The following is a 13,370-nucleotide window of genomic DNA, read 5'->3' on the forward strand; positions in this document are numbered from 1 at the left end:
TTGCTGCCGCACAGCAAGCAACATTAAACGGCCGAATCCAGCTCAGCAGAAGGGCTGGTACGGGGGATGATTTACTTGGGGTGAATGCTTGCGCCAGCGAGCTAGGGAGCGACCTCTTCCGAATCCGTCAACTAACCTCGAAGGCTACAGGAGGAATACGTTTGAACCGTTTTTACAAAACGCTTGTTTTCTCATGCGCACTGACGGCTGCCGGGCTCGTCTCCGGCTATGCCGCTACGTCGGCGCATGCCGCTTCAACGGAAGTCAAGGTGCAGGTCAATGACAGTCTGGTTAACTTTCCGGATGCGCAGCCGTTTATTGACACGGCCAATACGCTGCAAATTCCGCTGCGCCTGCTGGTCGAAAACCTCGGCTACAAGCTGGAGTGGAGCAAGGAGGCCGATCGGGTCAAGGTGACGCTGACGAGCGACAAGCAAACCATCCAGCTGCAAACGGGAGACAAGCAAGCGATCGTCAACGGCAAACCGGTAGCCATGGATACGCCGGCCCGATTTGAGCAGGGGCGCGTGTTTCTGCCGCTGCGGTTTGTGTCGGAAACGTTCGGCTACCGTGTTCAGTGGGATGCGAGCAACCGGATCGCCATCATTAATGAAGACGGCAACTACCATGCGCCAGCCTGGTATAAGTCAGCCAATCCAGCCCCGGCTGCGGCTGCCCCTCCGGCGCCGTCGCTTATTCAAACGGCTGCGCAATATGTGGGCACCCCTTACGTGTATGGCGGACAAACGCTGAATGGCTTCGATTGCTCGGGATTTGTCGGCTACATTTTTCAACAGAAGGGCGTTTCGCTGCCCCGTACCTCTGCCGACATGTATGCGGATCTTGATCAAACGGTGACGGACCTGCAGGAAGGCGATCTGGTCTTTTTCGCTGAAAAAAACAAAGTGTTTCACGTCGGCATTTATGCAGGGAACGGCCAGTTTATTTCCTCCGTGTCCTCGGCGGGCGTTTCCTTCGCCAGCTTGACGGGCGGCTATTGGGGCAAACGGTATGTGGGAGCCAAGCGGGTTGCAGCCGGCGCCTGACCCCCTGAACATTGTCCGGCCTGGCCTTTTGAAATGGATGACGATTGCTTTTCGAACAAACATACACCGTCCCCGGCTTTCGCAGCCGGAGGACTGCCTGAACCCGCCTGATGGCGGGTTTATTTTAGGTTTACCCGGCTGGCAGCTTGCTTAAACGAAGCGACAACTGGCAATGGACAAGCAGCAGAGGGCAACGAAAACGACCGGGCGCAAGGAACAGGCCATTGAACGTATGACAGGAGTGGGAAAAGTTGTTGTATATTTGCGACTCATCTGAACGCGTCGCCGCTCATACATATAGTGTAGCCTTTGAACCAGGGAGGACGACGCAATGGTCAAGCTCGCAGAGCATGAACAATGGCGGCAAACCGCCGAACGGGTGTACGCGTATATGCTGGCCGATCACCGGGGGAACTGGGGACTTGATATTCATCATTGGGATTGGGTACCGGGGGTTGGCGTCATTGCGATGCTGGCTTATTACGAGCAGCTTGGGGAGCCGCACATTCTGGACACGCTGATTCGATGGACCACGGACCATTTGCAGCAGGCGGAAGCAAACAAGGTGATCAACTCGATGGCGCCGTTTGCCATTTTCCCTGAGCTGTACCGTCATACAGGGGACCCTGTGCTGCTGCAGACGGCTAGGCGGGTGGCGGATTGGATGATCCATGAGGCGCCACGGACAAGGGAGGGCGCATGGGAGCACACGGTGACGGAGGACGTGAGCTTTCCGGAGCAGGTGTGGGCCGATACGGTATTTATGGCGGGGCTGTTTATGGCCCGGATGGGACGGCTGACGGGAGACCCGACTTATATCGCCGAGGCGCTGCGCCAGCTGGAGCTGCACCTGGAGCTGCTGCAGGACCCGGACACCGGGGTGCTGTTTCACGGCTGGAACTGCAGCGAGCGCCATTTTATGTCCGGAGCAAGATGGACGCGCGCCAACGCCTGGATTGCGGTTGCGACGCCGATGATGGTCGGGGAGCTTGCCCCGATTCCCGCTGCGGTGACAGCACGCTACACAAGGCTGATGCAGGGGCTGATTCGCTTCCAGCAGGCGGATGGGCTGTGGGCGACGGTGATGGACCGGGCCGACTTTTACCCGGAAACGTCCGGCAGCGCAGGCATCGCCTGCGGCATCCTGAAGGCGGTCAAGCTGAATATGCTGGACCCGGGATGTCTGGAGGCGGCTGATCGGGCGCTGTCGGCGGTGCTGACGAAGGCGCTGCCCTCGGGAGAGGTAACCGGCGTATCCGGCGGGACGCCGGTGATGGAGACCGTGGAGGCTTATCAGGAAATCGCGCAGTACCCGACGTTGTACGGGCAAGGTCTTGTGCTGATGCTGCTGGCCGAGCAGCTCGGCCGCTAACCTAAAACACATGCTTCGGAGCCAGTGCCGGAGCATGTGTTTTTTACATTGAGGAAAGGCGATAGCACCGGCCTGACAAACACGCCGCCCGTGCTTGCTTTAGCGGGCGACGGCGCTCAAGGCGAGAAGCTCATTTACGATCTGCGCTCTGCCCTGCGGGGACCAGCTGAGCATCGCCCAGTTGGAGGTAAACCGGGTCCGGCTGCGGGAAACCGCGAGGCTGGCGTGCCATTCGGGCGTTGTTTGCAGCTGCCGCCATACCGAAGCATTTGGCGTTCCGGCTTCCGGCTCAAAAATAAACAGATAATCGGTTCCAAGGTCCTGGTATTGGTCAGGCGAAAACTCCAAATTCATCAAACTCGGATGCACATAATAGCCGGGCCGCAGCCCGAGCTGCTCGCACAGCAATTCATTTAACGGATGGTTGCGCAAGCCTTGAATCCGGATCAGCCGGTTGACGACCCGCATCACGGTGACCGTCTCGCTGCCGAAGCTGCGCTGCAGCAGCGTTCGCGCGCGCCTGAGCCTGTTGTCCAGACTGCGGAAGTGCAGCTCCGCTTTCCGTTCCCGGCCGACAGCTTCGGCCAGCCTCTGGTGGACAAGCCGCCAGTTCATCGTCTGGGAAGGAATCAAAAAGACGGGAGCGATCCGGCTCAGCTGCTCTTCAAAGCCATGGTGCCGCTCATCGCACAAAATCAGGTCCGGTCGGGCTTGCTCAAGCTTGGTGATCGCTTCGGCCAGCAAATTCTGCTGCTCCTGCGGGCTGGCGATTCGCTGCCGCCACTTCTTTGACTGAATAAGCCTGGCTTGCCAGCATATGCTGGACCTGGCGCAGTCGGTAACGGTTCACATATTCAACGGGCGATACGCCAAGTATTTTTTTAAATTCCCGGGAATAGCCGGTATTGCTGAACCCTGCCAGGTCAGCCAAGATGTCCAGTCTGATTTTCCGGGCGTAATGCAGGTGGATGTAGTCCAGAGAACGTTCGATCCCGGCGTTCTGGCTGTCGTCCGCAGGCTCGGTCTGGTTCATGAGCTGATGAACAAGCTGCTGGAAATGGGCGTTTAACGCCAATGAACCGACTGGCTCCTGCTGGTACGTCTGATGCAGGGCAGCGAGCTGTCCGGACCAGTCGGAGCCGGAGGGCAGCTGAAGCTTCGGATGAGCGGCAGCGTGTACGGCCGGAGCTGGGAGCATGTATGGCCGCTGCTGCCGTGGCTGGCTGTGCTGTTCCCGGTATGCATGCTGCTGGCGAGACAGCTTGAGGTGATCCGGCTCGGCGACGCGATTGCGGTCGGACTTGGAACCCGGCTGGAGCGCGTCCGTCTGCTGCTGCTTTTGATCAGCGTCGGGCTGGCCGGCGCTTCCGTGGCGATGGCGGGCACCGTCGGATTTGTTGGCCTGATGGCTCCGCATTTGTCCCGTTACATGGCCGGTGCTTCATCGAAGCGCTTGCTGCCGGCTGCCGCCTTGATAGGCGGGTTGCTGGTTATGCTGGCTGACCTGCTCGACCGCACGTTGTTTGCGCCGGCGGAAATTCCGTGCGGCATCATGATTGCCGTCATCGGCGCTCCATATATGTTGTATTTGCTGTACAAGCGACGTAATGATTAAAGCAGAACGGATGAAGGAGGAGGCGCTATGGAAACAGCTCAACTGCCGGCGATGGCCCGGCTTATTCAGGAGCGGCGAACGATTCGGCAGTTTAAAGGAGACCCTGTGCCGCAGGAGCTGCTGCTGGAACTGCTGAACATCGCCAACTGGGCTCCGAATCACGGGTTGCGCGAGCCGTGGAGGTTTGTGCAATATGTCGGGGCGGGGCGCGACCGGCTCGCCAGCGCTGTGATCGGGGCGATGTCGGCGGAAGAAAAGGACAAGTACGCCGAGCAGCGGCTGCGCGATTTTCAGCTTATTCCGGTCCATCTCATCGTGACGATGCAGGAGGACCCCCGGCAGAAGCAGCGGGAAGAGGATTTCGGCGCCGTGTGCAGCTGGATTCAATGCTTTCAGCTGGCTGCCTGTGAGCGGGGGCTTGGCGTCGTCTGGAAAACGAACACGTATATCCACGCTCCGGCCTTTCGGGAGGCGGTCGGCATCGGACCTGGCGAAAAGGTGATCGGCGTGCTGCATATCGGCTATCCCGATGTGGTCCCGGCCCCGCGCCTGCGTACGGCTGCGGAGGAAAAGCTGACCGTGATTGACGCGTAGTTGGCGGAATGTGGGACGAAAAGCGTAGAACGAAAAAACGTAGAACGCAAAACGCAGGATTTAAAACGTAAAACTTGAAACCAGCCCTTGTTCGCTGAACGCGGACAGGGCTGGTTTTTTAGTAGGCTTAATAGGCAAAAGCCTGCACCTGATCCAGCTCGCGCTTGCCGGCAATTTCCTGCCAGCGGCCGTCCAGCGCGGGGGCATAGGTGATGGCAAACAAATGCCCGTCGAAGGCGTACAGCTCCGGCTCCCGGCCGCTGGCGTCAATCGTTTGCGCGCTCAGCTCGTCCTGCTCCTGCTCCAGCCAGCTGTCCGGGGCAAACGGATGCAGCCGATAGGGCTTATAGTACAAGTAGTAATCCAGTCCGAGCGCCTCCCAATCGGCGATCCGCTGCTTGAGCGCGCCGAGCAGCGCCTGCCGGTCGTCGCGCTTGTGCGACTGCTGGACGGCACGGGCAGCCAGCATCTGATGCAGAATGGGGGAAATATTTTTGGCGACCGTATCGAGCAGCAGCGTGTCTTCCTCCTGGAGACTGTTATCGGTTTCCAAAATAAGCAGCAAGCCAAGCGGATGCGGATTTTCCCGGCGAACGCGTTCGTTCGCCACCCGCAGCGGAGCGATGACACAGCAATTGGACGCATCGGCGGTCAGCCAATCCGCAGCGAACGCAGGCAGGTAACGGTCGGCTCCGCGGCTCGTATAGTCGCACAGCAGCTGCCCGTCCAGCAGCGAAGGCGACAGCTCGTCAAGCCGCAGCACGGCTTGTCCCTTCAGAGCAGCGCCTGAGCTGGCGAATGGCTCGGCAGAGGGCGTGAAGCCGATGTGCTCGGCTACCCGGTACACCTCGCCCTCGCGCAGACAGATCAGCGCCTTCCGGACGCCAAAGGCGAGGCGCAGCGTCTTGAGCGTGAAGTAACACAGCTCCTCCGGGTTGTCCGATTCGTTCACATTGCCGACCAGCCGGTTTAACTGCATCAGCAGGCGGAGCTTGCTTTCGGCGCGGTTGCGCTGCAGATTCGCTTCGGCGAACAGATTAGCGTTGGATAAGGCAATCAGGCTGGAATTGGCGAGCGACTCGATCAGCTCGAAGGTCGCTTCGTCGTAGCTTCGTTCGTCATTGACAGGCTTGCTGAGCGTCACCATGCCTACAAGGCGCTGCTGGACAATCAGGATGACGTATTCCGCCTGAAGCTCGTTTAGCTGCTGCGGATCGGCAAACAAGTCAGTCAGCCGGTCGCGGTCCTGCCCGGTGTGCAGCACAACCGGCCCCGTATACTGGCTCGACCGCAGCTCGAATTCGCCGTAGTAACGGTTGTAGGATAACACGTCCCGGAAGCCGGTAATCTTTAATTTGCCGGTTAGCGGGTCGACAATGCCAAACGAGGTTACCTGACTGGCCGTCACTTCGCTGAATACATCGGTGGCGATGGCGTACAGGTTGTCCAGCGACATTTCCGACAGCAGCACCTTGGTGCTTTGATTGATGGCGAACAGATTGAAGTTTTTTTGATCAAGCTTGGTATTGGAGGCTTGCAGCTGCGCCAGGTGACAGCTGTTTTCCAGCGAGTTACTGATCAGCCGCATCAGCGTATTGGACATAACCAGATCGTTGTCGGAGAAGTGGCCGGAAATGTTGCCGTTGGACACGATAAAGCCGTGCAGCCGTTCGTCGACCATCAGCGGCATCAGCCATTTGATCTGCAGCCGTTCGATGTCGCCCGGCTCCAGAAAATGCTCGAAGCCCCGGGTCATCGTATGCCCGCGGAACAGTACGAGCTGCTTCATTTTATCCGTATCCGGAATGACATAGCTGCTGCCGATCTGCGCGTACAGCCGTTTTTGCCGCAGCGCAAATTTGTAGCCGTCATGCACAAACAGGGCAGAGGCGTTCAGCGTCAAAATTTCATTGACGAATTCAAAGGAATAGTTCGAAAGCTGTTCCGTATCAAAGCGCTGGGTAAAAAACTCGATGGCGTGCAAGAGTCCTTCGAACCGGTACGACATGCTTTGCTGTTCCATAAGTGCTGAGCCCTCCTCGCAGTGGCTGTTCCTTATTCCTGAACAAACTTGTCCTTGTCAACGTAGAAAAAGCCGCCTGTGCTGTCCAAAATCAGCTTTTCGATTTCCTTGATCTGCAGCATCGTTCGCGGGTACGCCTTCTGAAAGACGGCAACCTCGCCGTCGCCCTTCGCGTTCATATAAGCCATCAGGCTGAGCCGCCGCTCCTCCAAATATTGCAGGTCAGATGCCGTCTGCTCGTACCGCTTGCTGTAGTCGGCAAACTCCTGCTGCTGCTCCTCGGTAAGCAGCTCGGCGTAGCCTTCGTACATGACAACCTCCCGGCGGCAATGCTCCAGCTCCTGCAACAGCCGCTTGTATTCGGCCAGCACCTCGTCGATCTGCTTGACGATGCTGCTGCGGTCGAAGCCTTCGACCTGTACCTTGGTCGGCCGTTCGAATTCATTGCCGATGTAGCCGGTCGTCAGCTGAACCCGGGCATGCACATGGCCGCCGATCAGCTTGCCGCGTTTTTTATCCAGCAAAATATGCTTGGCCTTCAGCTGGCAGCCGATCGCGTACAGCCCGATGTGAATATGGTCCTCGGCTTCGATCGTACAGTCCTTGGCGTGCTTGATATACACATGGCGCGCAGCGCGCAGTACAGCGCGTTCCTTGCCGAAGCAGCCGCCCTTGATGTAAATATCGCCGGCTTCCGACAAAATCAGGTCAACCGCCCCGATGCCGGATTCGCCTAAAATGCTGATATCCTTCGTGGCCTTAACCGAGTAGCCGTCATGCACCGTGCCGGTTATTTTAATGGCCCCGTCATATTCCAGATTGCCGGTTTCCGGACCGACATCCCCCTGCACCAGCAGCAGCTCCTCGACCTTGAGCTGCGTGCCGACCTTGTACACCGAGCCGACCACCTGGGAACGGAGAACAAACCGGTCTTCTTCCCACTGCTCGCTAATATATTGCTTGTCGTATTGGAGCGGCTTGTCCATGCCCTTGGCGGCGGGCAGCCGGTCCCCCTTGAGATTGCGGCCGTCGATTCCGTCCGTAGCGGGTATTTTCTCGCCGAGCCATTCGCCCGGCTGCACCTCGTCAATAAAACTCATCTCATAATAGTCGGCGCTCCCGTCCTGGCGCAGTGCGGGCTTGCGGTCGGATAAGCTGTAATAGGTCAGCACCGCATCCTGTCCGGCCTCCGGCTCGATGCCCCGGGCAATAACAACGGGCTGCTGAACCGGCAGATCATGCAGCGCGTCAAACAAAATGCCTTCCGTAATATGCTGCCGCTTCAGCTCGGCTGCGGCTTGATCGACGATGCTGGCCTGCTGCTGTTCCAGCTCCTCGGCGGTCATGTTCAGCTTGAGCGTTGCTTCCATCCAGTCGCGGCTAATCTGGACCTCGATCTGCGGACGAAGCACGCCGATCTCGACGGGAACGGAGGCAGCCTGCAGCAGCGCATCGCGCAGCTTGGCGAAGCTGGTCATCTGCACACGGGGCTGCTGCTTGAGCACAAGCTCGAAATCCTTGATCGGGAAGCCCGCGGCAAACACGGTCATAAACACTTGTTGATTCTGGGCCTGCAGAGTGAAGCAGTCATTGCGAAACAACTCCATGGTGTTCCTCCAATTCGGATATCATACTTTTATTTTCCATCATCAGGGGGTACTTTGTCACACAAAAAAAACGTAAATATCAAAAAAATTTTAGAATCGCGAGATAATCAGGATGTTAACCCTATATATGGTAAAGGGATCGTAAACAAAGGTAAGAAAAAGGTCCGAAAGGGTCCGGGCGCCTTTGTTCACGGCAGGACAAAAGCTGGAGCTTGACGTTCAGTTATGGTATGGTAGAGAGGTTGCTTGTCTGAATTTGTCGATTGATATAAATATCCGTTGACTATATCCGAGTTATTTGCTAGGTTATATGAAAGCAACCATTCTATATCGGACCGGGGAGAGAAACCAAGATGAAAAAAGCAATACTGTCCATGTTCGCCGTTGCCTTGCTGGTGACCGGCTGCTCGTCGGCCAAGCCTGCTGCGCCCGAAGGCGCTGCGGCTGGCACACAAACTGAAACCAAAGCGCCGGACACGAAGTCGGCCAAAAAAATTATTTTGATCACACCGGAGAAAATCGGCTTGAACCCGTTTTTCGCCCAGCAGGATGAAGGAGCGAAAAAAGCGGGCAAGGAGTTCGGCGTTGAAGTGAAGACGGTTGAATCGGCCGATCACAGTGCGATTGAGCAAAATTTGCGCGCCGCTGTCGCCGACAACTACGATCTGATCATGACCAGCTCCTTCGAGTCGGAGGATGCGCTGAAGAAGGTGGCTGCGGAAAATCCGAAAAAATCGTTTGCGATTATCGACACCGTCGTTGATTTGCCGAATGTGCGCAGCGTTGTATTCCGTGAATATGAAGCCGCGTATTTGCTCGGCGCAGCGGCTGGCCTGGCGACGAAGAAAAATGTTGTCGGCATGGTCGCGGCCGTTGATATTCCATTGATCAAAAAATATACCGTCGGCTTCCAGGAAGGGCTGAAATCGACGAACCCGAACGCGAAGTTCATCGTGAATTACGTCGGCGGCTTCTCTGACCCGGCGAAAGCGAAGGAGCTGGCGCTGACCCAGTTCGCGCAAGGCGCTGACTTTATCGCAGGCGCGGCGGCCGTGGGCGATCTCGGCGTATTCGAAGCTGCCAAGGAGAAGGGCTTCTACACCTCCGGACAAGATATCGACCGGACGGTTACCGATCCGGAGCATATCGTATTGTCCCAGCTGAAGGGCACGGATACGGCTGCATATCAGACGGTGAAGGATTTTGCCGCCGGCACCTTTAAATTCGGCGCTGTTGATTACGGCTTGAAGGAGGACGGCGTAGGCTTGACCTTCGTAACGAAGGACAGCAAGTCGCCGCTTAGCCCGTTCATCGGCCAGGACGTTGTGAACAAAGTGAAGGCGATCCGCGACGATATCGTAGCGGGTAAAATTACAGTGCGTGATCCGTTGAAATAACGGTCAAACGATTGCAACTGCATAACGCGACAACGGAAACTGTTTACGGCGACGTAGGCAGTTTCCGCATGTCCGGGGAGAGGAGCCTGGGAGCCTGCATGCTGCTACAGATGAGTCAAATCACAAAAACCTATGGAACGATAACGGCAAATGCGGGGGTCGAATTCACGCTGCGGGAAGGCGAGATTCATGCGCTGGTCGGTGAAAACGGGGCGGGCAAGACGACGCTGATGCGGATGCTGTACGGCATGGAGCAGCCGACCTCAGGCACGATCCGCCTGCGCGGACAGACGGTGTCCTTTGCCTCGCCGGTTGATGCGATTGCCGCAGGCGTCGGGATGGTGCATCAGCACTTCATGCTGTTCCCGTCGTTCACCGTGGCGGAAAATATCGTGATCGGCCGCGAGCCTTCCCGCGGACCCTCCTTCAACCGCAAGCAGGCGGCGCGGCTGGTGGAGCAGCTGTGCGCCGACTACCGGATGCCGATTGATCCGCTGCTGAAGGTGGCGAATTGCCCGCTTGGTCTGCAGCAGCGGGTAGAAATTTTGAAGGTGCTGTACCAGGGCGCGGACCTGATCATTCTCGATGAGCCGACCGGCGTGCTGACGCCGCTGGAAGCCCGCGAGCTGCTGGCGACGATGAAGGCGTTGGCCGCCCGCGGCAAAAGCTTTATCATCATCACCCACAAGCTGCACGAGGTGATGGAGGTGGCCGACCGCGTGACGGTGCTGCGCGACGGCCGGGTGACCGGCACCGTGGACACCGCAGCCACGACGGTTGAGGAGCTGTCGCGGCTGATGGTCGGCCGCGAGCTGGCAGATAACGTCAAGCCGCAGTCGCAGCCGGGCCAGGTTGTGCTGGACGTCTACGAGGCCACGCTGCATGGCGGCGGCCGGAGCGGGACGCGCAGAAAGGCGGCGACCGCGCGGCGCGCGGCGGCCAAGCCGCCGGAGGCAAGGCTGTCCGGCGCGGGATCGCCGCAAGCCCAAGCCAAGCCGCACGGCTCGAAGCAGCCGGGCGCGGCCGGGAAGCCGTTGCTGAACGGCGTCAGCCTGCAGGTGCGGGCCGGCGAAATCGTTGGCGTCGCAGGCATTTCCGGCAACGGGCAATCTGAGCTGATCCAGGTGATCGCGGGCTTGCAGCCGTTGAACGGCGGGCAGATTCGGCTGCTGGGCCGCGATATCGCGGGTCATTCGCCGCTGCAGGTGCGGGCGCTCGGCTTGGCGCATATTCCGGAGGACCGCTACCAGTGGGGCGCAGCCAAGGACGGCACCGTGCTGGAAAACGGCATGATGGGACATCACCGCGTCTATGCCCGTTACGGCTTGCTGGCAAGCCGGAAGCTGCGGGCGCTGGTCGGCGACTGGATCAGCCGCTTTCAGATTAAGGCGGGCTCGCAGGAAACGAAGGCGAAGGTGCTGTCCGGCGGCAACCTGCAGAAGCTGATCGTGGCGCGCGAGCTGGCGGGACGCGAGCCGTTTCTCATTGCGGCGGAGCCGACGCGCGGCGTCGATATCGGGGCGATGGAGCTGATTCACGAGGAGCTGCTGCGGAAGCGCAGCGAGCGGGGGGCTATTTTATTGATCTCATCGGAATTGACGGAAATATTAAAGCTGTCCGACCGGATTGTCGTCATGTATGAGGGCCGGATTGCCGGGGAGCTGTCCGCACAGGACGCTACAGAGGAGTCCATTAGCTTGTTGATGGCGGGAGGCGAGCTTCGTGTCTAACTGGAAAACCTATGCTGCAGCTTGGCTGCAGCCGCTGATTGCCGTCATGATCGGGCTGCTGGGCGGAGCGGTGGCGATTGCGCTGATCGGCGGCTCGGTCACCGATACGTATGTGCAGATGTGGAAGGGCGCCTTCGGCAACAGCTTTTATGTGACCAATACGCTGACGAGGGCTACGCCGCTCATTTTGGTCGGACTCGGGGTGGCGCTGGCGTTCCGGGCCGGATTTTTTAATATGGGCGCCGAGGGGCAAATGATTTTCGGCGCGCTCGCGACCGCGCTGATCTCGCTGTACTTGCCTGCGCCGCCGCTGGTCAAGATGCTGGCTGCGCTGTTCGGAGGGATCGCGGCCGGCGGTCTCTGGTCGGCGCTGGCCGGCTGGCTGGATGCGCGGTTCCGGATGAACCTGATCATTACAACGCTGCTGCTGAACTATATTGCGGCGCTGTTCGCGGGGTATCTTGTCGCGTATCCGCTCAAGGATACGAAGGGCTCGGCCGCGCTGGCGCAGACCGCGATGGTGGACAACAGCCTGTGGCTGCCCAAGCTGCTCGAAGGCATGACCATGCACGCAGGGTTTGTCATCGCCATCGTGCTGGCTGTGCTGCTGGCATGGTTTATGCGGTACACCGTGTCCGGCTACGAGCTGCGGATGCTCGGCTACAATCCGCTGTTTGCCGCCTATGGCGGGGTTAATCGCGGCCGGCTGATGCTGGCCGGTATGTTTGCCAGCGGCGGCATCGCCGGGCTGGCCGGAGCGGTCGAGGTGCTGGGCACGCAATACCGGTATGTGGACGGCATGATTTCCAATCCGGGCTACGCCTGGTCCGGCATTATGGCCGCGCTGCTCGCCGGAGCCAATCCGCTGGGCACCGTTGTAGCGGCTGTGCTGCTGGCGGCGCTGCAAACCGGCGGAATGGGCGTTGAGCGCAACACGGAGGTGCCGCTGGCGATCTCCAGCGTGATTCAATCGCTGCTCATTTTATTCGTCACTGCAAAGTTTACGTATTCATGGTGGAAACGCAAGAAAGGAGGGGACGGCCATGGAGCATCTGTTTGATGTGACGCTGTTTAATGCGATGCTCCGGATGGTCGCCCCGATTTTGCTGGCGGCGCTGGGCGGCGCGATTTGCTCGCGGGCCGGGCTGTTTAATGTCGGTCTGGAAGGTTTTGTGCTTGTCGGGGCGTTCGCGGCGATTGTCGGCAACCATTTTACAGGCAATGTGCTGCTCGCCGTGGTCATCGCAATTGCGGTGACGCTGCTGTTTTCGCTTGCGTTTGCGTTTATGAGCATTCAGCTGCGGGCGAATGTCATCATTGTCGGGATTTCGTTTAACTTCCTGGCGCTTGGCTTGACGGCGTTTTGCTTGCAGGCGATCTTCAAGGTGAAGGGCGCTTTTTACGATAAAAATATGGTCGGCTTGCCGAAATGGGACATTCCGCTTATTCACGACATTCCCGTGCTCGGGCCGATCGTGTCCGGCCATTCGCCGCTTGTCTACCTTGCTCTGGCGCTGGCGTTCGGGCTGCACTGGTTTTTGTTCAGCTCGGTGACCGGCTTCCGGCTGCGCGCCGTCGGCGAAAATCCGGTTGCCGCCGCCAGCATCGGCATCAAGGTGAAGCGGATGCAAGTGCTCGCGGTGCTGCTGTGCGGCGTGCTTTGCGGACTGGCCGGCGCTCAGCTGTCGCTTGGTCAGGTGACGATGTTTACGGAAGGGATGACGGCCGGACGCGGCTTTATCGCGCTTGTGGCGACGATGCTCGGCCAGTCGAACCCGCTTGGCGTCATGGCGTCCAGCCTGCTGTTCGGACTGATGGACGCGCTGAGTATCCGGCTGCAGGGCTTCTCGCTGCCGACACATTTTACCCAGATGCTCCCGTATGTGGTCACGCTGCTGGCGCTGCTGTTTTTCCGCACCAACAGCTATATGGATGAGGCCCGTAAGGCGAACGGCAGCTCCCGATAAAAGGAGGATATGCAGAAAT

12 protein-coding genes and 1 riboswitch are annotated in these 13,370 nt (G+C 58.8%); of the genes, 8 read left to right on the top strand and 4 right to left on the bottom strand.

Features of this window, described 5'->3' with window-relative positions:
• The first annotated feature begins 19 nt into the window (after positions 1–19).
• Positions 20–161: riboswitch (cyclic di-AMP (ydaO/yuaA leader) on the top strand.
• Together AC6ROY_RS02470 and AC6ROY_RS02475 are read left to right on the top strand one after the other, a co-directional pair.
• Complete coding sequence (locus AC6ROY_RS02470; protein ID WP_500098375.1) at positions 162–1,046, top strand: C40 family peptidase; 885 nt, start codon at positions 162–164, stop codon at positions 1,044–1,046.
• Positions 1,047–1,377: 331 nt separating this feature from the next.
• Positions 1,378–2,418 (top strand): glycoside hydrolase family 88/105 protein, encoded by a 1,041-nt coding sequence (locus tag AC6ROY_RS02475; RefSeq protein ID WP_500098376.1) that lies wholly within the window; start codon positions 1,378–1,380, stop codon positions 2,416–2,418.
• A gap of 99 nt (positions 2,419–2,517) precedes the next feature.
• On the opposite strand, the gene AC6ROY_RS02480 is transcribed toward AC6ROY_RS02475, so the two are convergent.
• Together AC6ROY_RS02480 and AC6ROY_RS02485 are read right to left on the bottom strand one after the other, a co-directional pair.
• Positions 2,518–3,162, bottom strand: a complete 645-nt coding sequence (locus AC6ROY_RS02480; RefSeq protein WP_500098377.1) for an ABC transporter substrate-binding protein — start codon at positions 3,160–3,162, stop codon at positions 2,518–2,520.
• Positions 3,134–3,616 carry a helix-turn-helix domain-containing protein gene (locus AC6ROY_RS02485; RefSeq protein WP_500098378.1) on the bottom strand — a complete coding sequence of 161 codons (483 nt, stop codon included), beginning with the start codon at positions 3,614–3,616 and terminating at the stop codon, positions 3,134–3,136. Before AC6ROY_RS02485 ends, AC6ROY_RS02480 begins: the two co-directional genes overlap by 29 nt.
• On the opposite strand from AC6ROY_RS02485, the gene AC6ROY_RS02490 reads away from it, so the two are divergent.
• Together AC6ROY_RS02490 and AC6ROY_RS02495 are read left to right on the top strand one after the other, a co-directional pair.
• Entirely contained in the window at positions 3,581–4,033 is a 453-nt protein-coding gene (locus tag AC6ROY_RS02490; protein WP_500098380.1) for a FecCD family ABC transporter permease, read from the top strand. The genes AC6ROY_RS02485 and AC6ROY_RS02490 overlap by 36 nt on opposite strands.
• Before the next feature lie 27 nt (positions 4,034–4,060).
• The gene (locus tag AC6ROY_RS02495; protein WP_500098381.1) at positions 4,061–4,627 is read left to right on the top strand and encodes a nitroreductase family protein; all 567 of its coding nucleotides are present in this window, start codon (positions 4,061–4,063) and stop codon (positions 4,625–4,627) included.
• Between the two features lie 127 nt (positions 4,628–4,754).
• Here AC6ROY_RS02495 and AC6ROY_RS02500 read toward each other — a convergent pair whose 3' ends face one another.
• Both AC6ROY_RS02500 and AC6ROY_RS02505 read right to left on the bottom strand, forming a co-directional pair.
• On the bottom strand, positions 4,755–6,650 hold the full coding sequence (locus AC6ROY_RS02500) for a GAF domain-containing protein (RefSeq protein WP_500098382.1): 1,896 nt from the start codon (positions 6,648–6,650) through the stop codon (positions 4,755–4,757).
• A gap of 32 nt (positions 6,651–6,682) precedes the next feature.
• Positions 6,683–8,257 carry a flagellar assembly protein A gene (locus tag AC6ROY_RS02505; protein WP_500098383.1) on the bottom strand — a complete coding sequence of 525 codons (1,575 nt, stop codon included), beginning with the start codon at positions 8,255–8,257 and terminating at the stop codon, positions 6,683–6,685.
• A gap of 353 nt (positions 8,258–8,610) precedes the next feature.
• Between AC6ROY_RS02505 and AC6ROY_RS02510 the strand changes: the two genes are divergently transcribed.
• From AC6ROY_RS02510 to AC6ROY_RS02525, 4 genes are all read left to right on the top strand, one after another.
• Positions 8,611–9,654 (top strand): BMP family lipoprotein, encoded by a 1,044-nt coding sequence (locus tag AC6ROY_RS02510; RefSeq protein WP_500098384.1) that lies wholly within the window; start codon positions 8,611–8,613, stop codon positions 9,652–9,654.
• Between the two features lie 98 nt (positions 9,655–9,752).
• A complete protein-coding gene (locus AC6ROY_RS02515) occupies positions 9,753–11,384 on the top strand; it encodes an ABC transporter ATP-binding protein (protein ID WP_500098385.1) in 1,632 nt (543 codons plus the stop codon).
• Complete coding sequence (locus AC6ROY_RS02520) at positions 11,377–12,444, top strand: ABC transporter permease (protein ID WP_500098386.1); 1,068 nt, start codon at positions 11,377–11,379, stop codon at positions 12,442–12,444. The genes AC6ROY_RS02515 and AC6ROY_RS02520 overlap by 8 nt, the downstream gene beginning before the upstream one ends.
• Positions 12,428–13,351: an ABC transporter permease gene (locus tag AC6ROY_RS02525; protein ID WP_500098388.1), complete on the top strand. Its 924-nt coding sequence runs from the start codon at positions 12,428–12,430 to the stop codon at positions 13,349–13,351. Before AC6ROY_RS02520 ends, AC6ROY_RS02525 begins: the two co-directional genes overlap by 17 nt.
• The last annotated feature ends 19 nt before the right edge of the window (positions 13,352–13,370 follow it).

This window comes from Paenibacillus sp. sg306046 (assembly GCF_059821225.1).